Genomic DNA, 26822 nt, shown 5'->3' with positions numbered 1-26822 from the left:
GCTGAATAGTGTTTATTGCACTGAAGGGATTGAGATTTGTCTCTCAGATTTTGGGTGATGCCGCAGGCGCTATCGCGAGCAGGCTCACTCCTACAGGAGGAACGCATTCCAATTGTAGGAGTGAGCCTGCTCGCGAAGAGGCCAGTCAGAGCAGCACAAAGGCTGGATCAGTGAACCAGCCCTGCCTCCACCAACAACTGCTCCAACCCCAACAAATCCGGCACCTTGGCCACCTGCTCCCCGACCTGCACCGCCGCCTGCTCCAGCGCACACAACGGCACATCGACATAACTCAACTGACTGTCGAGCTTGTACGAACGCGGTATCCCCTGCACCAGCAGCGCAATGAACTTCAGCTGTGGCAAGCCGCCGAGGGCGTTGAGGATGACGATCCGCGCGCGTTCGCCGATGACGACTTTCTGCCCGCAGGCCGACTCGAAACTCAGCAGCGGAATCTGCCGTTCGCGCCAGCTCACCCGCCCCAGGTACCACGGCGGTGTGTCGAGGTCGAAGGCGCTGGCCTGATAGTCGATCAGTTCGGCGACGGCGACGTTGGGCAGGATCAGGTTGCGATCGGCCAACGGCAGCAGCAGGCCGGTGAGTTGGCTGGTGCGCGCGTTGTGGCGGCGCTCATGCATGTTTCTTGCTCCAGTGGGCAATGCTTTCGAGCAGCACCGATTCCTGATACGGCTTGCCGAGGTAGTCGTTGACGCCGATGGCCATCGCGCGGTCGCGGTGTTTCTGCCCGGTGCGCGAGGTGATCATGATGATCGGCAGGTGCTGCAGGCGTTCATCGTTGCGCACTTGGGTGGCGACTTCGAAGCCGTCCATGCGCGGCATTTCGATGTCGAGCAGCATCAGGTCAGGCATGTGTTCTTCGAGCAGCAACATGGCGTCGACGCCGTCCTTGGCGGTCAGCACGTTCATGCCGTGACGTTCGAGCAGACGGCTGGTGACCTTGCGCACGGTCACCGAGTCATCGACCACCAGCACCAGCAGTGGCTTCTGCGGTTCGCTGTCGATTTCCGCCTGCGCCGGACGCTGTGCAACCCGCGCCTGCATCGCGCGGATCGGCGCGAGCAAGTCAAGAATCAGCACCACCCGGCCATCGCCGAGAATCGTCGCCCCGGACACCCCCTGCACCGCTGCGAACTGCGGGCCGAGGCTCTTGACCACGATCTCGCGAGTGCCGGCCATCGCATCGACCTGCACCGCGATGTGCCGGTCATTGCACTGCACCAGAAGCACCGGCAACGGCAGGCTCTGGCCGAGCAGTTTGGGCCGCGGCGCGGTTTTCAGCAGCTCGCCCAGGTAGCACAACTCATAGCGCTGGCCGGCGTAGTGGTAGCTCGGTGGATCGTTACGGAAGTGCCCTTCCAGATCATTCGGCAGGACGCGGACGATGCCTTCGATGGTGTTCAGCGGAATCGCGTATTGATCCTCGCCGCACTGCACCATCAGCGCGCGGTTGACCGACACGGTGAACGGCAGACGAATGCGAAAATGCACACCCTGCCCCGGCACCGAGTCGATGCTCATGGTGCCGCCGAGCTGACGGACTTCTTCGTGAACCACGTCCATGCCGACGCCGCGCCCGGAAATCTGGGTGATCTTTTCCGCCGTGGAGAACCCCGGCTGCAGGATGAATTGCAGCACGTCGCGGTCGCTGAGTTCGGCGTCCGGTGCCAGCAGGCCGCGCTTGATCGCCTTGCGCCGCACCGCGTCCAGCGGCACCCCGGCGCCATCGTCGCGAATATCGAAAACGATGTCGCCGCCCTCGCGGGTCAGATCCAGCGTAATCGTGCCCTGCGCCGGTTTGCCCGCCGCCAGCCGTACTTCGGCCGACTCCAGACCATGGTCGACGGCGTTGCGCAGCATGTGCTCCAGCGGCGCGGCCATGCGCTCCAGCACATTGCGGTCCATCTCGCCTTCGGCGTTGCCGATGATGAACGCGACGTCCTTGTTCAGCTCTTCGGCGACCTGCCGCACGATACGTTTCAGGCGCGGCAGCATGCGTTCGAACGGCACCATGCGCGTGCGCATCAGGCCTTCCTGCAATTCGGTGTTGATCCGCCCCTGTTGCTGCAACAGGTTCTCGGCGTCGTGGTTGCGGCGCTCGAGAGTTTCCTTGAGATCGAGCAGGTCGGAGGCAGACTCGAACAGCGCCCGCGACAGTTGCTGCAACTGCGAATGGCGGTCCATTTCCAGCGGGTCGAACTCTTCGTAACCGAGGCGTTCGGCATCAACTTGCTGACGGCTGAGGATCCGTCCCTGGGTTTCGGTGTCGAGTCGGCGCAACTGATCGCGCATGCGTTCGATGGTGGTTTCCATCTCGTTCAGCGCGGTTTGTGCATCGCTGACTTGTTGCTCGATACGGCCACGGAAAATCGAGGTTTCGCCGGCCAGATTGACCAAGTCATCAAGCAGTTCGGCGGAGACCTTGACCATGTCTGCGCCGGCATCGGCGGCGGGTACCGCAGGCTCGGCCTTGGCCGGAATCGGCAACGGCGACGGTGTGTCAGGAGTCGCCGGGTGGCTGAAATTCTGGATCGCGTTGATCAGCCGATCCGCCGGCGGGCATGGCTGCCCGGCGCGCACGCCATCGAGCATTTGCGCCAGGCGGTCATGCCCGCGCTGCACCAGCGCGAACAGTTCGGCGGACGGTTGCAGCACGCCGGTGGCGAGGCTTTCGTAAAGGTATTCGAGCTCATGGGCGAGGTCGCCGATCGGGCCGATCTCGACCATCCGCGCGCCGCCCTTGAGGGTGTGCAGATCGCGCAGCAGGGTTTCCACTTCCTGCCGATTGCCCGGCTCGGCCTGCCAGCGCAACAACGCCGCGCCGGAGCTTTCGATGATGTCGAAACCTTCTTCGAGGAAGATTTCCAGCAGTTCCGGATCATGCGCCGCGCTGTCGGGTACAGCCGTCGGCTGCGCCGTTTCGGCACTGCCGGACTGGCCCTGACGGAATTGGCGGATCGCTTCGATCAAGTCTTGCGCCGGGGTCAGTGGCTGATGGTTGTGCAACTGTTCAAGCAACTGGGCCAAGCGGTCGTGGCTCTTGTGCAGCAAGCGTCCGAGCAGCTCGCTGTAACTGTGGCGACGATCTACCAGACCTTCGTAGAGACTTTCCAGCTCATGGGCCAGATCGCCGATGGCATCGACCTCGGCCATCCGCGCGCCACCCTTGAGGGTGTGCAGATCGCGCTGCAACGACGACAGCGGCGCAGCGTTGTCCGGGTCGCTCAACCAGCGCTGCAAGGCTTGTCCGGCACTGTCGAGAATGTCCACCGCTTCTTCGAGAAAGATCTCGACGATCTCGTCGTCCGGTGCGGTCTCGGCATTGGCGTGGGCGAGTTCGGCGGTCGCGGCGCCCAGTTCGCTGATGCTCAAGGTGCGGCTGCCGTCGCTGCGAATCAGCCCCATCGCTGCCGGGTCGAGGCTTTCATCGAGCAGTTCGTGCAGGGCGCGAATGCGCTGCGGCTGTGGGGTGATTTCCTGACCGGCGGCCAGTTCGTCGAGCATGTTGATCAGCGCTTCGTGAGCGTTCTGCGCTTCGTGGAAAAACCTGTCGCTGACCGCCAGGCTGCTTTCTTCGACGGCGCCATAGAGGTCGAGCAAGGCTTCGCAGAGCACGTCCACCGGCAGCAGATCGGCGAGGTGTGCGCCTTCGCCCAGAGTAGTGAGTTCGTCCAGCAGCGCGCTGAGCTCCTGGCGCTCGCCGGGGTGTTGCTGCCAGCGTTGCAACAGGCTTTCGGCGTCGAGCAGGATGTCCATGCCTTGAGCGAGGAAGTTGTTGATCAACTGCGGATCGCGCTTGATCCGCAGGCCGGTGTTCGGCGCGTTGAGGATCGCCTCCAGGCGTTCGGCCAGCAGCGTTTCGGTGCGTTTGATCAGCGACTGCGCACCGACAATCGGTGCCAGCGGATCGTGCTTGAGCTGGCGCAGACCGACGCGGAACAGGCCTTCGGCTTCAAGGAGCAATTCCACTTCATCGAGATCCAGCGGCAACTGATGCGCCTTGAACTCGCGCGCCAGTTTATCCAGCGGCGCGGCCAGTTCGGCAATCGGCAACACGCCGGCCATCGACGCACTGCCCTTGAGCGTGTGCAAGGCGCGCTGCAATTCGTCGCTGGCCGGCAGCGGCACATGCTCGGCAGCCTGATCGAGGAAGCGGTTGAGGCTGGCGAGGTGGGTTTCGGCCTCGTTGCGGAAGATCTCCAGCAACAACGGGTCGAGGGCTGCCACGTCGGCGACGTCTTCGGCCGCCAGCGGCTCGACGCCTTTGGCCAGCGCATGCGCGCGGGCCGCCAATTGATCGACATCGCTGCGCTGACGCTGGCGGTGCGTGGCGAATTCGCTGATGAGTTCCGGCAGCAGCAACACGGTGTCGGTGAGCAACTGCTGCACCTGCGCGCCAGGTTCGACGCTGTGTTCCAGCACGCGGTTGAGCAGGTTTTCCACCGCCCAGGCCAGCTCGCCAAGGATCAACGCGCGCACCATGCGCCCGCTGCCCTTCAAGGTGTGAAAAGCGCGGCGCAGTTCGGTCAGGGCGGCGCGGTCGTGGGTGTCGGCCGTCCAGCGCGGCAGGTATTCGTGCAGGACTTCGAGGACTTCGTCGGTCTCTTCGAGGAACACTTCGCGCAGTTCATCGTCCACCGGTGCTTCATCGACCGGCGGCGGCATCAGGCTGCCGGGAGTGATCAAGGCCGGCGGGTTGACTGCTGACACCGGGCTGGCCAGCACGTCGGCCAGCGACTGCACGGCCTCGGGGTCATCCAGTGCCTGCAGATCCTGCATCACCAGCGCTTCGCTGGGGCTGAGCACATCATCGAGCAGCGGCACGTGCTGTTCGTGTGGAAAGAAACCGAGGCTGGCGAGGCTCTTTTGTGCGACATCCAGCAGTTGTTCATTCGGCGCCTGCGGGTCGTCGCTCAGGCGTTCGAGGTAATACTCGAGGCTGGTGATGACGTCGGCGAGATGATCCAGTTGCTGCCAGCCCGGCTCGTGCGGATCGAGCAGCAAATGCTCGCGAATGAAGCTGTTGCAGGCTTCGACCAGACTCGCCGCCCGGCTCAGCGGAATCATCGCCAGCGCGCCGCGCACCTGGGTCAGCAGTTCCGGCAACGGTTGCAGTTGCTGGCGATCCCAGTCGGCGTCGATGTAATCGACGATCATGTCCTTGGCCTGTTGCAGGCAGATGCGTGCTTCCTTGATCACGATCTGATGGATCTGTGTCAGGTCGGTGGTCGGCAGGCGCGCGTCTTCGGGGCTTTCCGGCTCGACGGTGCCGACCATTCCGGCGAGGTTGGCTTCGACGTAAAGCAGCGCGCCGGCAACGTCCATCAGGGTCGCGTCATTCGGCTCGCGCTGGCCCTGAGCGAGGCTGAGCACCACCGCCAGTTGATCGATGATGACTTTGCGCGGCTGGCCGAAACCGAGCACCGCGAGGGTGTCGGCGATCTGTCGCAACGGCGCCAGCAGGCTCTCCAGATCGGAGGTGTGTTGACGGTCGCTGCGCACGAACAGGTCGAGACGCTCCTTGACCCGCACCAGCTCTTCGCACAGCGCCGCCAGCACCGAACGCATCGCATCGCGGTCGGGGCCGGCCAGACGCGCGCGTTCTTCGTCGACCATCGCGCTGTCGGGCAACGCGTCGTCCAGGGAGTAGCGATCTTTCATGGTCAGCATCTGCCCGGTGGGATGTTCGGCTTTGGCAATATAGAACAGCAGGCTTTTCAGCAACTCCGGCGGGGGCGGCTGATTGAGGCCGCGCGGGCCTTGTTCGAGCAGGCGCTTGAGTTCCTTGTCGGCGTCCTTGAACAGGCTGCGCAGCGCCGGACTGTTGGCGATGGCGCCTTCGCGCATGCCTTCGACCAGCGCTGAAGCGACCTGCCACAGCGGGCTCAGGGGCGCATCGGCGCTGAGCGCTTCGAGGCGCTGGAAGACTTTCGCCAGGTATTCGAGGTGGGTCTGGTCATCCTGCTCGCGCAGCAAACCGACCAGCGCCATTTGCAGCATCTGGCGCAACTTGCGCAGCATGTTGGGCCACTCGGCCGGCTCCAGCGCGGCCAGCGCTTCTGCGCTCAACGGCGGCAAGTCCGGCAGTGGCGGGCTGAACAGGCTGGTTTCCGAGAGCAGGCTGTCGCCGCGCGCACTGCGCAGATCGTTGATCAGCGGCAGCACCACCAGCGGCAGGTCGCGGCGGGCGCTCTGCACCCGATCAAGGTAAATCGGCAATTGCCCGAGGGCTTGCAGCAGCAAGTGCAGGGCTTCGTCGCGATGGGCGACGCGCCCGTGCTGCAAGGCTTCGACCAGATGCTCCATTTCTTCGGCGAGCAACGCCGCGCCGTAGAACTCGACCATCTGCAAACTGCCGTGCACCTGATGGATATAGGCCAGACACTCATCCAGCCCCGGCGTGGCCTGCGGGTCATCGAGCACGGTTTCAATCGCCTGATGCGCCTGTTTCAGCGTTTCGGCAATTTCACCCTTGACCCATTCGAGGGCCACGTAGTCGTGCCGGTCACCCATAACCACTCCACTCACGCCTTATCCGTCGCGGACGCCGACGGCAAGGTGAAACCGGATACCGAACGGCGCAGCTGACTGGCCATTTTCGCCAGATTGCCGATGCTCTCGGCGGTGGCGGTGGAGCCGGACGAGGTCTGCGTGGTGATCTGCTGAATCACGTTCATCGTCAGCGAGATCTGCCCGGCCGACGAGGTCTGCTGCTGCGCCGCGTTGGAGATGCTTTGAATCAACGCGGCGAGGGTTTTCGAAACGCCTTCGATTTCTTCCAGTGCCACTCCGGCATCCTGCGCCAGTCGGGCGCCGCGCACCACTTCGGTGGTGGTCTGCTCCATGGAAATCACCGCTTCGTTGGTGTCGGTCTGAATCGCCCGCACCAGGGTTTCGATCTGCCGGGTGGCGGCGGACGAACGTTCGGCCAACCGCTGCACTTCGTCGGCGACCACGGCAAAGCCGCGCCCGGCATCCCCGGCCATCGAGGCCTGAATCGCCGCGTTGAGCGCGAGGATGTTGGTCTGGTCGGCAATGTCGTCGATCAGGCTGACGATGTCGCCAATTTCCTGCGACGACTCGCCCAGACGCTTGATGCGCTTGGCGGTGTCCTGAATCTGTTCACGAATGTTGTCCATGCCGTGGATGGTGTTGTGCACCACCTCGTTGCCCTTGTTGGCGATCTCCACCGAGCGCTCGGCCACCGCCGAGGATTCAGCGGCGTTGGCCGAGACCTGATCGATCGACTGAGCCATGTCGCTGATCGCGGTCGAGGCTTCGGAAATCTGCTGCGCCTGATGCTCCGAGGCCTGGGCCAGGTGCATGGCGGTGGCCTGGGTTTCCTGCACGGCGGCGGCGACCTGGCCGGCGGTGAGGTTGATGGTCGCGACCAGATCGCGCAGTTGGTCAACCGAGTAGTTGATCGAATCGGCGATGGTCCCGGTGAAGTCTTCGGTCACCGAGGCGGTCACCGTCAGGTCACCGTCGGCGAGGTCTTCGATCTCGTCGAGCAGGCGCATGATCGCGTTCTGGTTGCGCTCGTTCTTCTCGGCGGTCTCGCGCAACTGGCGGTTGGTTTCACGAACCATGACCATGCCGATCAGGATGATCGAGGCCAGCGCCAGCAAACCAAGGACGTAGCCGCCGATGGTGTCGGTGTTGCGCCCGCCTGCAAGGTTTTCGAAACCGCTGGCGAGGTGTGAGGCTTCGTCGAGCAGGGTCTGCGACAGGCTGAAGATATTGCTCGCCGACTCCCGGACCTTGAACAGCTCCGGCGAGGTTTCGAGGATTTCGTCCACCGAGCCGGAGACGAACTGGAACAGCTCGGAAATTTCACTCAGCCGCGCACGGGCATCACGGTCTTCGACTTGGCTGATTTTCAGGGTCGGGTTGCCCTGCAACATGCCGTTGAGCACCTGGCCGAAACGGGTGGCGTCGCGGCCAAACGCATCGGCAGCCTGCTGCGAGTTTTCGTCACCGGCCAGCACGGTGTTGACCGCGCCGAGAATGCGTTCGGCCAGCAGCGATTGGCGCTGGGCCATCGCCACCTGCGCTGCCGGGGCGCCGCGTTGCAGAAGGATCTCGACGACTTTTTCGTATTCGATCTGCAACTGCGGCACGGTTTCAGCCAGGGTCGCGGCGACCTGATGCAGCGAGAGCACGGTCTGCTCACTGGAGAGAATCGCATCGGTGTTTTTCAGCAGGCGTTCCCAATCCAGCTGCACCGCGCGCATTTCCGGGCGCACGGTGGCCGGCGCGGGCGGCAGGCCGGTGGCCGGATCGCCCTTCTTCAGGTAACCCCAGCGCTGGGCAAAATCGTTGCGCGCATCGCTCAGCAGCTTGAACGCTGCCGACTTCCCGGCAGCCGCTTCGGTGGCGTTCTTGGCGATGCGTTGCGACAGCACGCGCAGCTCACCGGCGTGGCCGATGTACTGCTTGTCGTAGTTGGCCTGGGTGTTGAGGTAGGCGAAGTTGGCGAACAGCAGCATGATGAACACGATCAGTGCGATGAACAGCACGATGATCTGCGAGCGACTGCGCGACCCTTCCGCCGATTTGCCTGTTTTTGCCTTTATCATCGGTCCTCGCCCTTAACCCACATCTTTGAGGCCTGCTGCAATCCCTGTGGGAGCGAGCCTGCTCGCGAAAGCGTCGGGTCAGCCAATATTTATCTTGCCTGACACGCCCTCTTCGCGAGCAGGCTCGCTCCCACAGGGGACAGTGTTGAATCTGTTATATCGCGACGCTCATGAACACTGGCGATTTGGCCAGCGCAAACAGGCTGAACACCCGCCAGTTCTGCTCGCGCCGGAAATAGCCTTTGACGAACTCGGCCTTGGAGCCCTGGCGCTTGCTGATCGAGATCGGTTCGAAGCTGTCCTGCTCGAAGTGCTGCAGACCGAACACCTCATCCACCAGCAACCCGGCGAACACATCGTTGTGCTCCACCACCAACACACGCCGCTGTTTGCGCAGCGGCGACAGCTCGTGACCGAAGAAGCCGCACAGGTCCATGATCGGCAGCAAGCGCCCACGCAGGTTAGCCACCCCTTTGACCCACGGCTTGACCCCGGGCAACTGAGTGCAGCGCGGCTCGTGCAGCACTTCGCTGACTTCGCCCATCGGCGTCACGTACCAATGCTCGCCGAGGCGAAAGCCGATGCCGCTCCAGCGATCCTGACGGCCGGGCTGCGACGGCAGGTCCGCCGCCAGCAGACGGCAGCGCTGGTCGATCTGCCACAGCAGCTCGAACGCGGTCAGCGACTGGTTCATGGCCGCGCGATCAACCGGCCAGCACGTTGTTCAGGGTCTTGATAAGCATGTCTTCTTCGACCGGTTTGGTCAGGTAATCCTTCGCGCCCTGGCGCGTGCCCCAGACCTTGTCGGTTTCCTGATCCTTGGTGGTGATGATGATCACCGGGATGTGGCTGGTCTCGGCATCCTTGGTCAACTGGCGGGTGGCCTGAAAACCGTTGAGGCCGGGCATGACGATGTCCATCAGCACCGCGTCGGGTTTTTCCTGACGGGCCAGGGCCACGCCGTCGGCACCGTTTTCGGCCTTGAGCACTTCATGGCCGTGCTTTTCCAGCATGCCGGTGAGTTTGTACATTTCAGTCGGCGAATCATCGACGATCAGGATACGTGCCATGGTCTTCCCCATTTTTCTTGTCGACTCCCGGCCCGCTGGCCGAGCGTCACTGTACGTGTCTTACTGCGGCAAAACGGCGGCGAAGCCCGGAACATGGGCCTGAATCGCGTCGAGCAGTTCTTCCTTGCTGAAAGGCTTGGTCAAAAATTGATCAGAACCGACAATCCGCCCCTTGGCCTTGTCGAACAGCCCGTCACGCGACGACAGCATGATCACCGGCGTGGCCTTGAACGCACTGTTGTTCTTGATTAAAGCGCAGGTCTGATAACCATCCAGACGCGGCATCATGATGTCGACAAAAATGATCCCGGGGTGGTGGTCGGCGATCTTCGCCAAAGCGTCGAAGCCATCGATCGCCGTGATGACTTCGCAGCCCACATTTTTCAACAGCGTTTCGGCGGTGCGACGAATCGTTTTCGAGTCATCGATCACCATGACCTTCAAGGCGCTGGACTGCTGTTCCATAAGAGGGCTCTACCGTCGCCTTTGCGAATCAAATTGTCCGTTTTGCGATGAGTAATGGCTGGAAACCCTTGATGCTCAAGGGCCAGCACGCTATGCCAGCCTTTTTAGCACAGTCTCCAGATGCAATCTATCGACGGGTTTTTCCTTGACCGAAAACCCTGCCAGCGCCACTCTGGCGGCACTTTTTCAATACCGATCCGGTAGCCAATTTTCGAGGAAAACCCAATGAGCGTTCGCGTCGGGATTGTCATGGACCCTATCGCCAGCATTTCCTATAAAAAGGATAGCTCGCTGGCCATGCTGCTGGCCGCGCAGAAACGTGGCTGGGAACTGTTCTACATGGAGCAGCGCGACCTGTATCAGGCCGAAGGTCAGGCCCGGGCGCGCATGAAGCCGCTGAAAGTCTTCGCCAACCCGGAAAAATGGTTCGAACTGGACGCCGAGCAGGACAACCTGCTGAGCGACCTCGACGTGATCCTGATGCGCAAGGATCCGCCGTTCGACATGGAGTTCGTCTACTCCACCTACCTGCTGGAACAGGCCGAAACCGCCGGCGTGCTGGTGGTCAACAAGCCGCAGAGCCTGCGCGACTGCAACGAAAAACTGTTCGCCACGCTGTTCCCGCAGTGCACCCCGCCGACCATCGTCAGCCGCCGCGCCGATGTGCTGCGTGAATTCGCCGCCAAGCATGGCGACGTAATCCTCAAGCCGCTGGACGGCATGGGCGGCACTTCGATTTTCCGTCACCGCGCCGGCGACCCGAACCTGTCGGTGATTCTGGAAACCCTGACTGCCCTCGGCAATCAGCAGATCATGGGCCAGGCCTACCTGCCGGCGATCAAGGACGGTGACAAGCGCATCCTGATGATCGACGGCGAGCCGGTGGATTACTGCCTGGCACGGATTCCGGCGCAAGGCGAAACCCGTGGCAACCTCGCGGCCGGTGGTCGTGGTGAAGCAAGGCCGTTGACCGACAAGGATCGCTGGATTGCCGCCCAGGTCGGCCCGACCCTGCGCGAGAAAGGTCTGCTGTTCGTCGGTCTGGACGTGATCGGCGAAAACCTCACCGAAATCAACGTCACCAGCCCGACCTGCATCCGCGAAATCGACAATGCTTTCGGTACCGATATCGGCGGCATGCTGATGGATGCCATCGACAAGAAGCTGCAAGCCGCCGGCAAAAAGCCGCAAGCTTGACGTGTGTCACATGCAGCCTGTCGCTTGAAGCGTGAAGCCCAAGGCGCGAAACCAACATTGCGTTATCATGCGCAGCCTCTGAAAAACGCGATGTTGGTTTTCTTGTCATGACCCTCCCGTCCGATCTGCCCGCAGAACTCGCCCACCGTGGCGTGCGCCCGGCCGATCGCCTCGGATTTACCCTGTTTCTCGCGGCGCTGATTCATTTGGCGCTGCTGCTCGGCGTCGGCTTTACCATGGTCGAACCCAAGCAGATCAGCAAAACCCTGGAAATCACCCTCGCCACCTTCAAGAGCGAAACCAAGCCGAAAAAGGCTGATTTCCTCGCTCAGGAAAACCAGGAAGGCAGCGGCACCCTCGACAAGAAGGCGATTCCCAAGACCACCGAGGTCGCGCCGTTCCAGGACAATCAGGTCAAGAAGGTCACCCCGCCCCCGGCCGCCAAACCGGAAGTACGCGAAGCGGCGCCCAAGGCTGCGGTGACCACGGTGGCGCCGAAACAGCAAAAGGCGCCGACCAAGAAAGAAGAAACCAAAACCGAGACCAAACCTGCGGTCAACGCGCCGACGTTCGACAGTTCACAGCTGTCCAGCGACATCGCCAGCCTCGAAGCGGAACTGGCCAACGAACAACAGTTGTACGCCAAGCGCCCGCGGATTCACCGCTTGAGCGCGGCCTCGACCATGCGCGACAAGGGCGCCTGGTACAAGGATGACTGGCGCAAGAAGGTCGAGCGCATCGGCAACCTCAATTACCCGGAAGAAGCGCGGCGCAAGCAGATTTACGGCAACCTGCGGCTGATGGTCTCGATCAACCGCGATGGCTCGCTGTATGAAGTGCTGGTGCTCGAGTCCTCCGGCCAGCCGCTGCTGGATCAGGCGGCGCAGCGCATCGTCCGGCTGGCGGCACCGTTTGCACCGTTTACCGGCGATCTGTCGGATATCGACCGACTGGAAATCATCCGCACCTGGAAATTCGCCCGGGGCGACAAGCTCTCCAGCAATTAAGAACACCGCAAAACCCCTGTGGGAGCGGGCTTGCTCGCGAATGCGGTGGGTCAGCTACATTGACTTTGCCTGACACGCCCTCTTCGCGAGCAAGCCCGCTCCCACCCTTTGATCTGCGTTGTTCTCTGATCGTCAGCTTGTCAGTTTGCCCCTACGACGCCACACTATCGCTCATGAAAAACGTCAGCCCCAGCTACCTCAAGCATCACTTCCTGATCGCCATGCCGCACATGGCCGACCCGAACTTTGCCCACACCTTGACCTACATCGTCGAGCACACGGCCAATGGCGCCATGGGACTGGTGGTCAATCGATCGCAAGAGCTGAATCTGGCTGACATTCTCGAGCAATTGCGCCCGGACATCGATCCGCCAGCGCTGTGCCAGCATGTGCCGATCTTCATTGGTGGCCCGGTGCAGACCGATCGCGGTTTCGTCCTGCACCCGGCGGGCAAGACCTTTCAGGCCACCGTCGAGCTGGACGGTGATCTGGCGCTGTCCACCTCCCAGGACGTGCTGTTCGCCATCGCCGACGGCGTGGGCCCGGCGAAAAGCGTGATTGCCCTTGGTTACGCCGGTTGGGAAGCCGGGCAACTGGAGGCAGAACTGGCCGACAACGCCTGGCTGACCTGCCCGTACGACGCCGACATCCTGTTCAACACCAGCAGCGAACTGCGTCTGGAAGCGGCGGCACGGCATCTGGGGATCAACCTCAGCCTGCTGACCAGTCAGGCGGGGCACGCCTGATGGCCCTGCGCCTGATTCTGGGCTTCGACTACGGCACCAAACAGATCGGCGTTGCGGTCGGCCAGGTGATTACCGGCCAGGCCCGTGAGCTGTGCACCCTGAAAGCGCAGAACGGCGTGCCCGACTGGAATCAGGTCGAAGCGCTGTTCAAGGAATGGAAACCCGACGCCGTGGTGGTCGGCCTGCCGCTGAACATGGACGGTACGCCCAGCGAGATGTGCCTGCGCGCGGAGAAATTCGCCCGCCGTCTCAATGGCCGCTTCAATGTGCCCTTCTATACCCACGACGAACGCCTGACCACCTTTGAAGCCAAGGGTGAGCGACTGGTGCGCGGCGGGCAGAAAGGCAGTTACCGCGACAACCCGGTGGACGCCATCGCCGCCGCTCTGCTGCTGCAGGGCTGGCTCGATGAAAACACTGCATTGTTTGAATCCTGACAAGCGCTTCGGCGCTTTTCTTTTGGTTATAAACCCAGCCACGTCCGGCAGGACGCGGCTCGGAATCACGAAGGAGCAACCATGAGCCTGCCCAATCCCGCCGATCTGATCAGCCAGATGGCGACCCGCCTCAAGGCGCACCTTGCACAGCGTGATATCAGCGAACCGCGTTACATCGGCATCCGCACTGGCGGCATCTGGGTCGCGCAGGCCTTGCTCAAGGAATTGGCCAGCGACGCGCCATTGGGCACGCTGGATGTTTCCTTCTACCGCGACGACTTCAGCCAGAACGGCCTGCACCCGCAAGTGCGCCCCTCGGCCCTGCCCTTCGAGATCGAAGGCCAGCACTTGGTGCTGATCGATGACGTACTGATGAGCGGCCGGACCATCCGCGCCGCCATGAACGAACTGTTCGACTACGGCCGCCCGGCCAGCGTGACGCTGGTCTGCCTGCTCGACCTGGACGCCGGCGAGCTGCCGATCCGTCCGAACGTGGTGGGTGCGACCCTGTCGCTGGCCGCCAACGAGCGGGTCAAGCTGTCCGGCCCGGAGCCGCTGACGCTCGAACTGCAAGACCTGAATTCCTAACCCGCCCTTATTGAGAGTCCCCCTCGCGATGACGCCTCTAGATACCAAGCGCCCGCTGCAGCTCAATGATCAGGGCCAGCTGCGCCACTTCCTCTCGCTCGACGGCCTGCGCCGCGAGTTGCTGACGGAAATCCTCGACACTGCCGACTCGTTCCTCGAAGTCGGTGCCCGGGCGGTGAAGAAGGTCCCGTTGCTGCGCGGCAAGACCGTGTGCAACGTGTTCTTCGAAAACTCCACCCGCACCCGCACCACCTTCGAACTGGCGGCCCAGCGGCTGTCGGCGGACGTGATCACCCTGAACGTGTCGACCTCGTCGGCCAGCAAAGGTGAAACCCTGCTCGACACCCTGCGCAACCTCGAAGCCATGGCCGCCGACATGTTCGTCGTGCGCCACGGTGATTCCGGCGCCGCACACTTCATCGCCGAGCATGTCTGCCCGCAGGTGGCGATCATCAACGGCGGCGACGGCCGGCACGCGCACCCGACCCAGGGCATGCTCGACATGCTCACCATCCGTCGGCACAAGGGCGGTTTCGAAAACCTCTCGGTGGCGATCGTCGGCGACATCCTGCACTCGCGGGTGGCGCGCTCGAACATGCTCGCCCTGAAGACCCTCGGCTGCCCGGACATCCGCGTGATCGCGCCGAAGACCCTGCTGCCGATCGGCATCGAGCAGTACGGCGTCAAGGTCTACACCGACATGAACGAAGGCCTGAAGGACGTCGACGTGGTGATCATGCTGCGCCTGCAGCGTGAGCGCATGACCGGCGGCCTGCTGCCGAGCGAAGGCGAGTTCTATCGCCTGTTCGGCCTGACCACCGCGCGTCTGGCCGGGGCCAAACCCGATTGCATCGTCATGCACCCGGGGCCTATCAACCGTGGCGTGGAAATCGAGTCCGCGGTGGCCGACGGCCCGCACTCGGTGATCCTCAATCAAGTCACCTACGGCATCGCCATCCGCATGGCCGTGCTGTCGATGGCCATGAGCGGGCAAACAGCGCAACGTCAATTCGAGCAGGAGAACGCCCAGTGAAGCTCAGCATTCTCGGCGCCCGCGTCATCGATCCAAGCAGCGGTCTGGATCAAATCACCGACATTCACGTTGAAGCCTGCAAGATCGTCGCCCTCGGCGCCGCACCGGCCGGTTTCACCGCTGTGGAAACCATCAACGCCAACGGTCTGGTTGCAGCACCGGGCCTGGTCGACCTGAATGTGGCCCTGCGCGAGCCGGGCTACAGCCGCAAAGGCAGCATCGCCAGCGAAACCCGCGCAGCGGCGGCCGGCGGCGTGACCAGTCTGTGCTGCCCGCCGAAGACCAAACCGGTGCTCGACACCTCGGCCGTGGCCGAACTGATCCTCGACCGCGCCCGCGAAGCCGGCAACACTAAGGTGTTTCCGATTGGCGCGCTGAGCAAAGGGCTGGACGGCGAACAGCTGGCAGAGCTGGTGGCGCTGCGCGACGCCGGGTGTGTGGCGTTCGGCAATGGTCTGGAGAGTTTCCGCAACACCCGCACCCTGTGCCGGGCATTGGAATACGCGGCGACCTTCGACCTGACGGTGATTTTCAATTCGCAGGATCACGATCTGGCCGATGGCGGTCTGGCCCATGAAGGCGCGGTCGCCAGTTTCCTCGGCCTGCCGGGGATTCCGGAAACCGCTGAAACCGTGGCTCTGGCTCGCGATCTGCTGCTGGTCGAGCAGACCGGCGTGCGCGCGCATTTCAGCCAACTGACCAGCGCGCGCGGCGTGGCCCTGATCGCTCAGGCGCAGGCCCGTGGTTTGAAGGTCACCGCCGATGTCGCCCTGTATCAGTTGATTCTCACCGATGAAGCGCTGATCGACTTCAGCAGCCTGTATCACGTGCAACCGCCGCTGCGCACCCGCGCCGACCGCGACGGCCTGCGTGAAGCGGTGAAGTCCGGGGTGATTTCGGCGATTTCCAGCCATCACCAACCGCATGAGCGCGACGCCAAACTGGCACCGTTCGGCGCGACCGAGCCGGGCATCAGCAGTGTTGAATTGCTGCTGCCGCTGGCGATGACGCTGGTTGAGGATGGTCTGCTGGACCTGCCGACCCTGCTTGCACGCCTGAGCGCCGGGCCTGCTGACGCGCTGCGTCTGCCGGCGGGCAAACTGGCGGTGGGCGGTGCGGCGGATATCGTGCTGTTCGATCCGAAGGCGTCCACCGTGGCCGGTGAAGGCTGGCTGTCGAAGGGCGAGAACTGCCCGTTCCTTGGGCACACCCTGCCGGGTGTGGTGCGTTACACACTGGTGGATGGGCGGATCAGTCACCAGGCCTGATACCGCGCTGCCTGTATTCGCGAGCAAGCCCGCTCCCACACTGGATCGCCGATCGACACAAACTCTGTGTTCAATGGAGATCTAATGTGGGAGCGGGCTTGCTCGCGAAGGCTTACTGAAAAGCGCCGCGATTCTGCGCGTTACGCACCGAAACCTGATCATTCAGGGTCCAGAAGTCATACAGCACACCAATAAAGAACAACCCGCCGGTCAGCAGATACAGCAACCCGCTGATCCACTTGCCCTGGTACATCCGGTGCACGCCGAACACGCCCAGGAACGTCAGCAGAATCCACGCCACGTTGTATTCGATCGGCCCTGCGGTGAAACGCAGATCCGCCTCGCGATCCATTGCCGGGATCAGGAACACGTCGATCAGCCAGCCAATGCCCAGCAGACCGAAGGTGAAGAACCAGATCGTCCCGGTCACGGGCTTGCCGTAATAGAAGCGGTGAGCGCCGGTGAAACCAAAAATCCACAGCAGATAACCGATGATTTTGCTGTGCGTATCCTGCGGTGCAGCGACCTGCTGATAGCGGTTCATGAAGACCTCGATTCACACGATAGATAAATTTTCTTTAATTCTTTGTGACTTTTTTACATGTAGCCGACGTACGGCAAATGTTACCGTGTCGTCCGTCAAAGCCTTATAGCACCGGACTTCTGTCCGACAATTGCGTCCGTTTGCCGCTTGTTTGGTTCCGTTGCCCTCCGATGGAATCGACCAACGGCCTCGGAAGGGACAAAAAAGCTGTTATAAAGTTGCGCGCTAACACATAAGAGCCACGCCTAATGCGACCATTTTTCAAGACATGGCTAACTATTTGCCTATTAATGCCACTGGCCGCCCACGCCACCAATCGTGAGCAACGTCTTCCCAACGTTAACGGTTTCACCCCTAAATCCCATGCTTCGGCTCCTTCGAGCAAGAGCAGCAAACAAACGAAACACACCACGCTCGCCAGCAAGAATCACGGCAAGCTGGTGCCACCGATGGCCAACAAGGAAAGCAGCAACGTCCTGAGCCGTGCGGTGAACGTCCTCGGTACTCCCTACCGTTGGGGCGGCAGCAGCCCAAGTAAAGGCTTCGACTGCAGCGGGCTGGTGAAATATGCGTTCAACGACGCCACGTTCGACCTGCCACGCACTTCCAACGCGATGGCCAGCGGGCATGGCGAGAAAGTCGAACGCAAGGATCTGAAGCCGGGCGACCTGATTTTCTTCAACATCAAGAGTCGTCGGGTCAACCACGTTGCCATCTACCTGGGCAACGACCGCTTCATCCACGCCCCACGTCGTGGCAAAGCGGTGAGCATCGATACGCTGAACAAGCCTTACTGGGAACAGCATTACGTGGTTGCCAAGCGTGTGCTGCCGAAAGAACCGGCTGGCAAACAGATGCGTGTGGTTCAGCGCTGAGTCGACTGATCCGGAATCTGCTCAAGCAGTACTGACCCCTTCGCGAGCAAGCCCGCTCCCACATGGAAATGCATTCCAATGTGGGAGCGGGCTTGCTCGCGAAGAGGCCAGTGAAAGCAACACAAGCCTCTCTTAAAAATTATCCGGCGTACGCGCCTTTTCCCGCGCATGCTCGCGGCTGATCAAGCCCTTGGTCACCAGTTCCTTCAGGCACATGTCGAGTGTCTGCATCCCCAACGACCCTCCGGTCTGAATCGCCGAATACATTTGCGCCACCTTGTCCTCGCGGATCAGGTTCCGGATCGCCGATGTTCCCAGCATGATTTCGTGCGCCGCGACCCGCCCGCCGCCGATTTTCTTGATCAGCGTTTGCGACACCACCGCCAGCAACGACTCCGAAAGCATCGAGCGGACCATGGACTTCTCGTCCCCGGGGAACACATCGACAACACGGTCGATGGTCTTGGCGGCGGACGTCGTGTGCAGCGTGCCGAACACCAGATGCCCGGTCTCGGCAGCGGTCAGTGCGAGGCGAATGGTTTCCAGGTCGCGCATCTCGCCCACCAGAATCACATCCGGGTCTTCGCGCAGCGCCGAACGCAACGCCGTGGCGAAGCTGCGGGTATCGCGATGGACTTCGCGTTGATTGATCAGGCATTTGCGCGATTCGTGGACGAACTCGATCGGGTCTTCGATGGTGAGAATGTGGTGGTGACGATGGGTGTTGAGGTAGTCGATCATCGCCGCCAACGTGGTCGACTTGCCGGACCCGGTCGGCCCGGTCACCAGCACCAGCCCGCGCGGCGCATCGGTGATCTTGCGAAAGACGTCGCCCATGCCGAGGTCTTCCATGCTCAGCACTTTCGAGGGAATGGTGCGAAACACCGCGCCAGCGCCACGGTTCTGATTGAACGCATTGACCCGAAAGCGCGCCACGCCGGGGACTTCGAACGAGAAATCCGTTTCCAGGTGTTTCTCGAAGTCGACCCGCTGGGTGTCATTCATGATGTCGTAGATCAATTCGTGCACTTGCTTGTGATCCAGCGCCGGCAGATTGATCCGCCGCACATCGCCATCGACGCGGATCATCGGCGGCAGACCGGCCGACAGGTGCAGGTCGGAAGCGCCCTGTTTGGCGCTGAACGCCAGCAGTTCAGTGATATCCATAGCGTCCCTCAATTCCAGTAGAATGCCGCGAACCTTCAGACCGCTGGCGCCTCTTGATGTCCACGATAGCAGACAACATTCTTCAGGTTAGTTCGCGTATCCAGGCAGCGGCCAAAGCTGCAAACCGCGATGAACACAGCATCCAGTTGCTGGCCGTGAGCAAGACCAAACCGGCGCAGGACCTGCGTGAAGCCTACGCCGCCGGCCTGCGTGACTTTGGCGAGAACTATCTGCAGGAAGCCCTGGGCAAACAGCTCGAACTGGCCGACCTGCCCTTGATCTGGCACTTCATCGGCCCCATTCAATCGAACAAGACTCGCGCCATCGCCGAGCATTTCGACTGGGTGCACTCCGTGGATCGCCTGAAAATCGCCCAACGCCTGTCCGAACAGCGCCCGGCCGAGCTGCCGCCGCTGAACATCTGCATTCAGGTCAATGTCAGCGGCGAAGCCAGCAAGTCCGGCTGCACCCCGGCCGACCTGCCGGCGCTGGCCGAGGCCATCAGCGCCCTGCCCCGGCTGAAACTGCGCGGGCTGATGGCGATTCCCGAGCCGACCGAAGATCGCGCCGAACAAGATGCCGCTTTTGCTGCCGTGCAACGTTTGCAGGCCAGCCTGAATCTGCCGCTCGACACACTTTCCATGGGTATGAGCCACGACCTCGAGTCGGCTATCGCCCAAGGCGCCACCTGGGTGCGGATCGGTACCGCGCTGTTTGGCGCCAGAGATTACGGTCAGCAATGACCGACAGCCATCTGAAAAAGGACCTGACATGAGCAACACACGCATTGCCTTTATCGGTGCCGGCAACATGGCCGCCAGCCTGATCGGCGGCCTGCGGGCCAAGGGTCTGCAAGCCAGCCAGATTCGCGCCAGCGATCCGGGCGAAGAGACCCGCCAACGCGTCGGCGCCGAACACGGCATTGAAACCTTCGCCGACAACGCCCAGGCCATCGACGGCGTCGACGTGATCGTACTGGCGGTCAAGCCACAGGCGATGAAAGCCGTGTGCGAAGCCATCCGCCCAAGTCTGAAACCGCAGCAACTGGTGGTGTCGATCGCCGCCGGCATCACTTGCGCGAGCATGACTGCGTGGCTCGGCGAGCAGCCGATCGTGCGCTGCATGCCCAACACCCCGGCGCTGTTGCGTCAGGGCGTCAGCGGTCTGTATGCCACCAGCGAAGTGACCGCCGAGCAGCGTCAGCAGGCTGAAGAGCTGCTTTCCGCCGTGGGTATCGCGCTGTGGCTGGACGAAGAGCAGCAACTCGATGCCGTGACCGCCGTCTCCGGTTCCGGCCCGGCGTACTTCTTCCTGCTGATCGAAGCGATGACCGCCGCTGGCGTCAAACTCGGCCTGCCAAAGGAAATCGCCGAGCAACTGACCCTGCAAACGGCTCTGGGCGCCGCGCACATGGCGGTATCCAGCGATGTCGACGCTGCCGAACTGCGCCGCCGCGTGACCTCGCCAAACGGCACCACAGAGGCCGCAATCAAATCATTCCAGGCTAACGGCTTCGAAGCCCTGGTAGAAAAAGCACTCGGCGCCGCCGCGCACCGCTCGGCCGAAATGGCCGAACAACTGGGCAAATAAGGAGCCTTACATGATTGGATTGAACACCGCAGCGGTTTACGTGCTGCAAACCCTCGGCAGTCTGTACCTGCTGATCGTGCTGCTGCGCTTCGTCCTGCAACTGGTGCGCGCGAACTTCTACAACCCGCTGTGCCAATTCGTGGTCAAGGCTACCCAGCCGCTGCTCAAACCACTGCGCCGGATCATCCCGAGCATCTTCGGCCTCGACATGTCGTCGCTGGTGCTGGCGATTCTGGTGCAACTGGCCCTGATGGCCCTGACCCTGCTGCTGACCTACGGCACCACCGGCAACCCGCTGCAACTGTTCATCTGGTCGATCATCGGCGTGACCGCGCTGTTCCTGAAGATCTTCTTCTTCGCCCTGATCATCAGCGTGATCCTGTCGTGGGTCGCCCCGGGCAGCCACAACCCGGGCGCTGAACTGGTGAACCAGATCTGCGAGCCGGCGCTGGCACCGTTCCGCAAGATTCTGCCGAACCTCGGCGGTCTGGACCTGTCGCCGATTTTCGCCTTCCTGGCGCTGAAGCTGATCGACATGCTGGTGATCAACAATCTGGCGGCGATGACCATGATGCCGGAAATCCTGCGCCTGCTGATGTGAGCTGGTTTCGCTGGGACGGGGACGACTTGATCCTCGAATGTCATCTGCAACCGGCAGCCCGTAGCGATGATTTCGCCGGGCTGCACGGTGACCGCCTGAAGATCCGCCTCACCGCGCCGCCGGTCGAGGGCAAGGCCAATGCGTATCTGATGGGCTTTCTGGCCAAGGCGTTTGGGGTTTCCAAAAGCCAGGTCAGTTTGCTCAGCGGCGAGTTGAACCGGCAGAAACGGGTGAAGATACGTGCACCGAAGAAGCTGCCGGAGTTGCCTGATCTGGTGCGTCCGGCCTGATCCACCGAGTCGCTCCATTCGCGAGCAAGCCCGCTCCCACAGGAGATCGCATTCCCCTGTGGGAGCGGGCTTGCTCGCGAATGGCCGCACCTCGGTCCAAAGCGAACAAACAGGCCCCAACGTTGCTTGCCGCTAACCCCCCCGGTCTTTAGACTTACGCCTCATTTCAACGAGAGCAGGGTCGATGCCAGCTGCCTTTCCCCCCGATTCTGTTGGTCTGGTGACGCCGCAAACGGCGCACTTCAGTGAACCTCTGGCCCTGGCCTGTGGCCGTTCGCTGCCCGCCTACGACCTGATCTACGAAACCTACGGCACGCTGAACGCACAGGCGAGCAACGCCGTGCTGATCTGCCACGCCTTGTCTGGTCATCATCACGCTGCCGGCTATCACAGCCCCGACGACCGCAAGTCCGGTTGGTGGGACAGTTGCATCGGCCCGGGCAAACCGATCGACACCAACAAGTTCTTCGTGGTCAGCCTGAACAATCTGGGCGGCTGCAACGGCTCCACCGGCCCGAGCAGTATCAACCCCGAGACCGGCAAGCCGTTCGGCGCCGATTTCCCAGTGCTCACCGTCGAAGACTGGGTGCACAGTCAGGCGCGTCTGGCTGACTTGCTCGGCATTCGTCAGTTTGCCGCAGTGATCGGCGGCAGCCTGGGCGGCATGCAGGCGCTGCAGTGGACCATCACCTACCCGGATCGCGTGCGCCACTGCCTGGCCATCGCCTCGGCCCCCAAGCTGTCGGCGCAGAACATCGCCTTCAACGAAGTGGCGCGCCAGGCGATCCTTACCGACCCGGAGTTCCACGGTGGTTCGTTCCAGGAACAAGGGGTGATCCCCAAGCGCGGGCTGATGCTGGCGCGGATGGTCGGGCACATCACCTACCTGTCCGACGACTCGATGGGCGAGAAATTCGGCCGCGGCCTGAAGAGCGAAAAGCTCAACTACGACTTCCACAGCGTCGAGTTCCAGGTCGAAAGCTACCTGCGCTATCAGGGTGAAGAATTCTCCGGGCGTTTCGATGCCAACACTTATCTGTTGATGACCAAAGCCCTGGACTACTTCGATCCGGCGGCGAACTTCGACGATAACCTGGCGAAAACTTTCGAAAACGCCACCGCCAAGTTCTGCGTGATGTCGTTCACTACCGACTGGCGCTTCTCCCCGGCCCGCTCGCGGGAGCTGGTGGACGCGCTGATGGCGGCACGCAAAGACGTCAGCTATCTGGAAATCGACGCGCCACAGGGCCACGACGCCTTCCTGATTCCGATCCCGCGCTATTTGCAGGCGTTCGGCAATTACATGAACCGAATTACGGTGTGAACAAGCCATGAGAGCTGATCTGGAAATCATCCAGGAATGGATCCCCGCCGGCAGCCGCGTGCTCGACCTCGGTTGCGGCGACGGCGAATTGCTGACCTGGCTGCGCGACCACAAGAACGTCACCGGTTATGGCCTGGAAAACGACGCCGACAACATCGCCGAGTGCGTGGCCAAGGGCATCAACGTCATCGAGCAGGACCTGGACAAGGGGCTGGGCAACTTCGCCAGCAACAGTTTCGACATCGTCGTCATGACCCAGGCCCTGCAAGCCGTGCACTACCCGGACAAGATCCTCGACGAGATGCTGCGGGTCGGTCGTCAGTGCATCATCACCTTCCCCAACTTCGGGCACTGGCGCTGCCGCTGGTATCTGGCAAGCAAGGGCCGGATGCCGGTGTCGGAGTTTCTGCCGTACACCTGGTACAACACGCCGAACATTCACTTCTGCACCTTCGAAGACTTTGAAGAACTTTGTCGCGAACGTGATGCGAAGGTCATTGATCGGCTTGCCGTGGATCAACAGCACCGTCACGGGTGGGCCAGTAAGCTATGGCCTAATCTGTTAGGTGAGATTGGTATCTACCGCGTCAGCAGCCCGGTGCTTGCAGATCATCGGGTCGCGGTCTGAACCACGACATTTCGAGGAGAACGATCATGGGTCGCTTGATTACTGTGCTATTGGCCGCCTGCCTGAGTCTGTCGGCGGTGGCCGCCGATGCCATCAAGGGCGAACGCAAGGAAGTGTTCGGCGACGTTACCGTGCACTACAACACTTTCAACTCGACCTTCCTGACACCCGACATCGCCAAAGCAGCCGAGCTGATCCGCAGCAAGAACCAGGGCGTGATCAACGTCTCGGTGATCAAGGACGGCAAACCGCTGATCGCCAACGTCACTGGCACGATCAAAGATCTAACCAGCCAGAGCGTGCCGCTGAACTTCCGCCAGGTCACCGAACAGGGCGCGATCTACTACATCGCGCAGTACCCGGTGGAGCAGCAGGAAACCCGCACCTTTGAAATCAAGGTGCAGAACGGCGACAAGATCAACACCATCAACTTCAACCAAGAACTCTTTCCCGGCGAATGATGAACCTCACGCAACTCGTACTGGCCAGCCATAACGCCGGCAAACTCAAGGAACTCCAGGCCATGCTCGGCGACTCGGTGCAACTGCGCTCGATCGGCGAGTGGAGCAAGGTCGAACCGGAGGAAACCGGTCTGTCGTTCGTCGAGAACGCGATCCTCAAGGCGCGCAATGCCGCGCGCATCTCCGGCCTGCCGGCGCTGGCTGACGATTCCGGTCTGGCGGTGGATTTCCTCGGCGGTGCACCGGGCATCTACTCGGCGCGTTATGCCGACGGCAAGGGCGATGCGGCGAACAACGCCAAACTGCTCGAGGCCCTCAAAGACGTGCCGCAAGCCGAGCGCGGCGCGCAGTTCGTCTGCGTGCTGGCACTGGTGCGGCACGCGGATGATCCGCTGCCGATCCTCTGCGAAGGCCTGTGGCACGGGCGCATCCTGACCGCCGCCAGCGGCGAGCACGGTTTCGGCTACGACCCGCTGTTCTGGGTGCCGGAGCGAAACGTGTCCAGCGCCGAACTGAGCCCGGCCGACAAGAACCAGATCAGCCACCGCGCCCGTGCAATGGATCTGCTGCGCCAGCGTCTGGGCCTGAAATGACCGACAGCCACCCCGCGTCGTCGCTGATCATCGGCGGCGCCGCCTCTTCGCCTCGGGCGCCGCTGCCTACGCTGCCGCCTCTGGCGCTGTACATCCACATCCCGTGGTGTGTGCGCAAATGCCCGTATTGCGATTTCAACTCGCACACCGCCAGCCCGGTGCTACCGGAAGAGGAATACGTCGACGCGTTGCTGGCCGATCTCGATCACGACCTGCACGCGGTGTATGGCCGTGAAATCAGTTCGATCTTCTTCGGTGGCGGTACGCCGAGCCTGTTCAGCGCGCAAGCCCTCGGGCGCTTGCTCAAAGGCGTCGAGCAGCGCATCCCGTTCGCCCACGACATCGAGATCACCCTGGAAGCCAATCCCGGCACCTTCGAGCAAGAGAAGTTCGTTGCGTATCGCAAGCTCGGGATCAATCGCCTGTCGATCGGCATTCAGAGCTTCCAGCAGCAGAAACTCGAAGCCCTCGGACGTATCCACAACGGCGACGAAGCGGTGCGCGCGGCCGGTATGGCGCGTCAGGCCGGGTTCGATAACTTCAACCTCGACTTGATGCACGGTTTGCCCGATCAGTCGCTGGAAGATGCCTTGAGCGACCTGCGTCAGGCCATCGAACTGCAACCGACGCACATCTCCTGGTATCAGCTGACACTGGAGCCGAACACGGTGTTCTGGAACCAGCCGCCGGTGCTGCCGGAAGACGACACGCTGTGGGACATTCAAGAAGCCGGGCAAGCGCTGCTCGCCGCGCACGGTTACGCGCAATACGAAGTCTCGGCCTATGCCCAGCCCGGGCGGCCGGCGCGGCACAACCTCAATTACTGGAGTTTCGGCGACTTCATCGGCATCGGTGCTGGCGCCCACGGCAAGCTCAGTCATCCGGACGGGCGCATTGTGCGCACCTGGAAGACGCGCTTGCCGAAGGACTATCTCAACCCGGCCAAGAGTTTCCAGGCCGGCGAGAAAGCCCTGAGCAATGACGAGATGCCGTTCGAGTTCCTGATGAACGCCCTGCGCCTGACTGCCGGGGTGGAATCACGCCTGTATCCCGAACGCACCGGCCTGCCGCTGGAAAGTCTCGCCGAACACCGCCGCGAGGCCGAACAAAGTGGCCTGATGCAGGTCGAACCGTCACGTCTGGCGGCCACCGAGCGCGGACAACTGTTTCTCAACGACTTGCTGCAGAAATTTCTGAGCTGAGCCCTAACGGCCGCCCCAAGGAAAACCGCATGGATTTGATACTCGATCTGCTCGCCACCGTGTCCCGCTGGAGCCGCAGCAACCTCTCGGAAATCGCCCTGGCCCTGGTGGGCTGCCTGCTGGTGCTGTTCGGCGCCGACTTCAAAGGCTGGGTCGAGCAGCGTCTGGGCAGCATCGCCGGCGCCCTGCGCGTACCACTGATGGCCCTGTTGTGCGTAATCGGCAGCGGCGCCGCGCTGATCTATGCGACGCCGTGGGTGGTCAAGGGCCTGAGCCAGTTCAACAACTACAGCCTGGCGCCGGTGTTGTTGGTGGTACTGGTGCTTATCGGCGTAGTCGCTGACCGCCGCTGATCTTTCAGCACACCCAAAACAACTGTGGGAGCGAGCCTGCTCGCGAAGGCGTCGTATCAGTCAACATCAACGTTGAATGATTCACCGCTTTCGCGAGCAAGCCCGCTCCCACAGTTGATCGCAATGACAGGGAAGTTCATGAGCAAAAAACTGTTGGACGAGACAAGCAAATTTCTCAGCTTCGTATTGCGCCACGAACCTCAGGCGATTGGTCTGACGCTGGATTCTGAAGGCTGGGCAAATATCGACGCGCTGATCAGCGGCGCCGCGCGTGACGGTCGTAAACTGGATCGCCAACTGATTGAAGCGGTCGTGACAAGTAGCGACAAGAAGCGCTTCTCGATTTCCGAGGACGGCCAACTGATTCGTGCGGTTCAGGGCCACTCAACGAAAAGCGTGGATTTGCAGTTCGAGCAGAAACAGCCACCGCTAACGCTGTATCACGGCACAGCGACGCGCTTTCTTGAGTCAATCAAAGAACAAGGCCTGATCCCGGGATCACGCCATCACGTGCACCTTTCCCAAGACATCGACACCGCTTCGGCCGTCGGGCAGCGCTATGGCACCGTGGTGATTCTGCAAGTCGCCGCACGGCAGATGGAAGAACAGGGCTTCAAGTTCTATCAGGCCGAAAACGGCGTCTGGCTGACAGAACAGGTGCCAGCTCGGTTTCTTTCAACCGTGTAATTGCTGAGCACACAAAACAACTGTGGGAGCGGGCTTGCTCGCGAAGGCGTCGTATCAGTCAACATCAACGTTGAATGAATCACCGCTTTCGCGAGCAAG

The 26822-nt window shown here is 61.9% G+C and carries 27 protein-coding genes; 19 read left to right on the top strand and 8 right to left on the bottom strand.

What is annotated here, in order from left to right:
• Nucleotides 1–167 precede the first annotated feature (167 nt).
• The 6 genes from LVD08_RS02415 to pilG form a co-directional block, all read right to left on the bottom strand.
• Nucleotides 168–638 carry a chemotaxis protein CheW gene (locus LVD08_RS02415; protein WP_096795755.1) on the bottom strand — a complete coding sequence of 157 codons (471 nt, stop codon included), beginning with the start codon at nt 636–638 and terminating at the stop codon, nt 168–170.
• Nucleotides 631–6531, bottom strand: coding sequence for an Hpt domain-containing protein (locus LVD08_RS02410; protein ID WP_247267364.1), 5901 nt, complete (start codon nt 6529–6531; stop codon nt 631–633). The genes LVD08_RS02415 and LVD08_RS02410 overlap by 8 nt, the downstream gene beginning before the upstream one ends.
• Nucleotides 6532–6542: 11 nt before the next feature.
• Nucleotides 6543–8597 carry a methyl-accepting chemotaxis protein gene (locus tag LVD08_RS02405; RefSeq protein WP_247267296.1) on the bottom strand — a complete coding sequence of 685 codons (2055 nt, stop codon included), beginning with the start codon at nt 8595–8597 and terminating at the stop codon, nt 6543–6545.
• A 154-nt stretch (nt 8598–8751) separates the two neighbouring features.
• Entirely contained in the window at nt 8752–9291 is a 540-nt protein-coding gene (locus LVD08_RS02400) for a chemotaxis protein CheW (protein WP_007964098.1), read from the bottom strand.
• Between the two features lie 10 nt (nt 9292–9301).
• The gene (gene pilH / locus LVD08_RS02395; RefSeq protein ID WP_025109154.1) at nt 9302–9667 is read right to left on the bottom strand and encodes a twitching motility response regulator PilH; all 366 of its coding nucleotides are present in this window, start codon (nt 9665–9667) and stop codon (nt 9302–9304) included.
• A gap of 60 nt (nt 9668–9727) precedes the next feature.
• Entirely contained in the window at nt 9728–10132 is a 405-nt protein-coding gene (pilG, locus tag LVD08_RS02390) for a twitching motility response regulator PilG (protein ID WP_003229093.1), read from the bottom strand.
• Nucleotides 10133–10357: 225 nt separating this feature from the next.
• Here pilG and gshB point away from each other — a divergent pair, with 225 nt between their 5' ends.
• The 7 genes from gshB to LVD08_RS02355 all read left to right on the top strand — a co-directional run bounded on the left by gshB (nt 10358) and on the right by LVD08_RS02355 (nt 16408).
• Nucleotides 10358–11329 carry a glutathione synthase gene (gene gshB / locus LVD08_RS02385; protein ID WP_095137531.1) on the top strand — a complete coding sequence of 324 codons (972 nt, stop codon included), beginning with the start codon at nt 10358–10360 and terminating at the stop codon, nt 11327–11329.
• A 107-nt stretch (nt 11330–11436) separates the two neighbouring features.
• Nucleotides 11437–12336, top strand: coding sequence for an energy transducer TonB (locus tag LVD08_RS02380; RefSeq protein ID WP_007964106.1), 900 nt, complete (start codon nt 11437–11439; stop codon nt 12334–12336).
• Between the two features lie 173 nt (nt 12337–12509).
• The gene (locus LVD08_RS02375) at nt 12510–13082 is read left to right on the top strand and encodes a YqgE/AlgH family protein (protein ID WP_247267295.1); all 573 of its coding nucleotides are present in this window, start codon (nt 12510–12512) and stop codon (nt 13080–13082) included.
• Nucleotides 13082–13519: a Holliday junction resolvase RuvX gene (gene ruvX / locus LVD08_RS02370; RefSeq protein ID WP_003229101.1), complete on the top strand. Its 438-nt coding sequence runs from the start codon at nt 13082–13084 to the stop codon at nt 13517–13519. The genes LVD08_RS02375 and ruvX overlap by 1 nt, the downstream gene beginning before the upstream one ends.
• Nucleotides 13520–13600: 81 nt before the next feature.
• Nucleotides 13601–14107, top strand: a complete 507-nt coding sequence (pyrR, locus tag LVD08_RS02365) for a bifunctional pyr operon transcriptional regulator/uracil phosphoribosyltransferase PyrR (protein ID WP_027610583.1) — start codon at nt 13601–13603, stop codon at nt 14105–14107.
• 28 nt (nt 14108–14135) lie between these two features.
• On the top strand, nt 14136–15140 hold the full coding sequence (locus LVD08_RS02360; RefSeq protein ID WP_003229107.1) for an aspartate carbamoyltransferase catalytic subunit: 1005 nt from the start codon (nt 14136–14138) through the stop codon (nt 15138–15140).
• Nucleotides 15137–16408 carry a dihydroorotase gene (locus tag LVD08_RS02355; RefSeq protein ID WP_247267294.1) on the top strand — a complete coding sequence of 424 codons (1272 nt, stop codon included), beginning with the start codon at nt 15137–15139 and terminating at the stop codon, nt 16406–16408. The genes LVD08_RS02360 and LVD08_RS02355 overlap by 4 nt, the downstream gene beginning before the upstream one ends.
• Nucleotides 16409–16520: 112 nt before the next feature.
• On the opposite strand, the gene LVD08_RS02350 is transcribed toward LVD08_RS02355, so the two are convergent.
• Nucleotides 16521–16952, bottom strand: a complete 432-nt coding sequence (locus tag LVD08_RS02350) for an NINE protein (RefSeq protein WP_007964113.1) — start codon at nt 16950–16952, stop codon at nt 16521–16523.
• Nucleotides 16953–17200: 248 nt separating this feature from the next.
• Here LVD08_RS02350 and LVD08_RS02345 point away from each other — a divergent pair, with 248 nt between their 5' ends.
• Nucleotides 17201–17827 (top strand): C40 family peptidase, encoded by a 627-nt coding sequence (locus LVD08_RS02345; protein ID WP_003229112.1) that lies wholly within the window; start codon nt 17201–17203, stop codon nt 17825–17827.
• 132 nt (nt 17828–17959) lie between these two features.
• On the opposite strand, the gene LVD08_RS02340 is transcribed toward LVD08_RS02345, so the two are convergent.
• Nucleotides 17960–18994 carry a type IV pilus twitching motility protein PilT gene (locus tag LVD08_RS02340; protein ID WP_003229114.1) on the bottom strand — a complete coding sequence of 345 codons (1035 nt, stop codon included), beginning with the start codon at nt 18992–18994 and terminating at the stop codon, nt 17960–17962.
• 56 nt (nt 18995–19050) lie between these two features.
• Here LVD08_RS02340 and LVD08_RS02335 point away from each other — a divergent pair, with 56 nt between their 5' ends.
• The 11 genes from LVD08_RS02335 to LVD08_RS02280 all read left to right on the top strand — a co-directional run bounded on the left by LVD08_RS02335 (nt 19051) and on the right by LVD08_RS02280 (nt 26723).
• Nucleotides 19051–19737 (top strand): YggS family pyridoxal phosphate-dependent enzyme, encoded by a 687-nt coding sequence (locus LVD08_RS02335; RefSeq protein WP_003229116.1) that lies wholly within the window; start codon nt 19051–19053, stop codon nt 19735–19737.
• Between the two features lie 28 nt (nt 19738–19765).
• Complete coding sequence (proC, locus tag LVD08_RS02330) at nt 19766–20584, top strand: pyrroline-5-carboxylate reductase (protein WP_247267293.1); 819 nt, start codon at nt 19766–19768, stop codon at nt 20582–20584.
• Nucleotides 20585–20594: 10 nt separating this feature from the next.
• The gene (locus tag LVD08_RS02325; protein ID WP_027610578.1) at nt 20595–21185 is read left to right on the top strand and encodes a YggT family protein; all 591 of its coding nucleotides are present in this window, start codon (nt 20595–20597) and stop codon (nt 21183–21185) included.
• Nucleotides 21182–21475: a DUF167 domain-containing protein gene (locus tag LVD08_RS02320; RefSeq protein ID WP_247267292.1), complete on the top strand. Its 294-nt coding sequence runs from the start codon at nt 21182–21184 to the stop codon at nt 21473–21475. Before LVD08_RS02325 ends, LVD08_RS02320 begins: the two co-directional genes overlap by 4 nt.
• 184 nt (nt 21476–21659) lie before the next feature.
• Entirely contained in the window at nt 21660–22799 is a 1140-nt protein-coding gene (gene metX / locus LVD08_RS02315; protein ID WP_247267291.1) for a homoserine O-succinyltransferase MetX, read from the top strand.
• A gap of 7 nt (nt 22800–22806) precedes the next feature.
• On the top strand, nt 22807–23427 hold the full coding sequence (metW, locus tag LVD08_RS02310; RefSeq protein WP_103369351.1) for a methionine biosynthesis protein MetW: 621 nt from the start codon (nt 22807–22809) through the stop codon (nt 23425–23427).
• 26 nt (nt 23428–23453) lie between these two features.
• The gene (locus LVD08_RS02305) at nt 23454–23888 is read left to right on the top strand and encodes a DUF4426 domain-containing protein (RefSeq protein ID WP_247267290.1); all 435 of its coding nucleotides are present in this window, start codon (nt 23454–23456) and stop codon (nt 23886–23888) included.
• On the top strand, nt 23885–24481 hold the full coding sequence (gene rdgB, locus LVD08_RS02300; protein WP_096795762.1) for an RdgB/HAM1 family non-canonical purine NTP pyrophosphatase: 597 nt from the start codon (nt 23885–23887) through the stop codon (nt 24479–24481). The genes LVD08_RS02305 and rdgB overlap by 4 nt, the downstream gene beginning before the upstream one ends.
• Nucleotides 24478–25683 (top strand): radical SAM family heme chaperone HemW, encoded by a 1206-nt coding sequence (gene hemW / locus LVD08_RS02295; protein WP_247267289.1) that lies wholly within the window; start codon nt 24478–24480, stop codon nt 25681–25683. Before rdgB ends, hemW begins: the two co-directional genes overlap by 4 nt.
• Nucleotides 25684–25712: 29 nt before the next feature.
• Nucleotides 25713–26036 carry a DUF3392 domain-containing protein gene (locus LVD08_RS02290; RefSeq protein ID WP_003229134.1) on the top strand — a complete coding sequence of 108 codons (324 nt, stop codon included), beginning with the start codon at nt 25713–25715 and terminating at the stop codon, nt 26034–26036.
• 138 nt (nt 26037–26174) lie between these two features.
• Entirely contained in the window at nt 26175–26723 is a 549-nt protein-coding gene (locus LVD08_RS02280; protein ID WP_247267363.1) for an RNA 2'-phosphotransferase, read from the top strand.
• Nucleotides 26724–26822 lie beyond the last annotated feature (99 nt).

Origin of the sequence: Pseudomonas sp. YL2, from assembly GCF_023063025.1 — a bacterium.
GTDB lineage: Bacteria > Pseudomonadota > Gammaproteobacteria > Pseudomonadales > Pseudomonadaceae > Aquipseudomonas > Aquipseudomonas putida_A.
This window is presented reverse-complemented; position numbering and strand designations above follow the sequence as displayed.

Excerpts from the sequence above, each read along its gene's own strand:
- LVD08_RS02415 (WP_096795755.1), bottom strand. The coding sequence starts at position 638 with ATGCATGAGCGCCGCCACAACGCGCGCACCAGCCAACTCACCGGCCTG.
- LVD08_RS02410 (WP_247267364.1), bottom strand. The coding sequence starts at position 6,531 with ATGGGTGACCGGCACGACTACGTGGCCCTCGAATGGGTCAAGGGTGAA.
- LVD08_RS02405 (WP_247267296.1), bottom strand. The coding sequence starts at position 8,597 with ATGATAAAGGCAAAAACAGGCAAATCGGCGGAAGGGTCGCGCAGTCGC.
- LVD08_RS02400 (WP_007964098.1), bottom strand. The coding sequence starts at position 9,291 with ATGAACCAGTCGCTGACCGCGTTCGAGCTGCTGTGGCAGATCGACCAG.
- pilH (WP_025109154.1), bottom strand. The coding sequence starts at position 9,667 with ATGGCACGTATCCTGATCGTCGATGATTCGCCGACTGAAATGTACAAA.
- pilG (WP_003229093.1), bottom strand. The coding sequence starts at position 10,132 with ATGGAACAGCAGTCCAGCGCCTTGAAGGTCATGGTGATCGATGACTCG.
- gshB (WP_095137531.1), top strand. The coding sequence starts at position 10,358 with ATGAGCGTTCGCGTCGGGATTGTCATGGACCCTATCGCCAGCATTTCC.
- LVD08_RS02380 (WP_007964106.1), top strand. The coding sequence starts at position 11,437 with ATGACCCTCCCGTCCGATCTGCCCGCAGAACTCGCCCACCGTGGCGTG.
- LVD08_RS02375 (WP_247267295.1), top strand. The coding sequence starts at position 12,510 with ATGAAAAACGTCAGCCCCAGCTACCTCAAGCATCACTTCCTGATCGCC.
- ruvX (WP_003229101.1), top strand. The coding sequence starts at position 13,082 with ATGGCCCTGCGCCTGATTCTGGGCTTCGACTACGGCACCAAACAGATC.
- pyrR (WP_027610583.1), top strand. The coding sequence starts at position 13,601 with ATGAGCCTGCCCAATCCCGCCGATCTGATCAGCCAGATGGCGACCCGC.
- LVD08_RS02360 (WP_003229107.1), top strand. The coding sequence starts at position 14,136 with ATGACGCCTCTAGATACCAAGCGCCCGCTGCAGCTCAATGATCAGGGC.
- LVD08_RS02350 (WP_007964113.1), bottom strand. The coding sequence starts at position 16,952 with ATGAACCGCTATCAGCAGGTCGCTGCACCGCAGGATACGCACAGCAAA.
- LVD08_RS02345 (WP_003229112.1), top strand. The coding sequence starts at position 17,201 with ATGCGACCATTTTTCAAGACATGGCTAACTATTTGCCTATTAATGCCA.
- LVD08_RS02340 (WP_003229114.1), bottom strand. The coding sequence starts at position 18,994 with ATGGATATCACTGAACTGCTGGCGTTCAGCGCCAAACAGGGCGCTTCC.
- LVD08_RS02335 (WP_003229116.1), top strand. The coding sequence starts at position 19,051 with ATGTCCACGATAGCAGACAACATTCTTCAGGTTAGTTCGCGTATCCAG.
- proC (WP_247267293.1), top strand. The coding sequence starts at position 19,766 with ATGAGCAACACACGCATTGCCTTTATCGGTGCCGGCAACATGGCCGCC.
- LVD08_RS02325 (WP_027610578.1), top strand. The coding sequence starts at position 20,595 with ATGATTGGATTGAACACCGCAGCGGTTTACGTGCTGCAAACCCTCGGC.
- metX (WP_247267291.1), top strand. The coding sequence starts at position 21,660 with ATGCCAGCTGCCTTTCCCCCCGATTCTGTTGGTCTGGTGACGCCGCAA.
- metW (WP_103369351.1), top strand. The coding sequence starts at position 22,807 with ATGAGAGCTGATCTGGAAATCATCCAGGAATGGATCCCCGCCGGCAGC.
- LVD08_RS02305 (WP_247267290.1), top strand. The coding sequence starts at position 23,454 with ATGGGTCGCTTGATTACTGTGCTATTGGCCGCCTGCCTGAGTCTGTCG.
- rdgB (WP_096795762.1), top strand. The coding sequence starts at position 23,885 with ATGATGAACCTCACGCAACTCGTACTGGCCAGCCATAACGCCGGCAAA.
- hemW (WP_247267289.1), top strand. The coding sequence starts at position 24,478 with ATGACCGACAGCCACCCCGCGTCGTCGCTGATCATCGGCGGCGCCGCC.
- LVD08_RS02290 (WP_003229134.1), top strand. The coding sequence starts at position 25,713 with ATGGATTTGATACTCGATCTGCTCGCCACCGTGTCCCGCTGGAGCCGC.
- LVD08_RS02280 (WP_247267363.1), top strand. The coding sequence starts at position 26,175 with ATGAGCAAAAAACTGTTGGACGAGACAAGCAAATTTCTCAGCTTCGTA.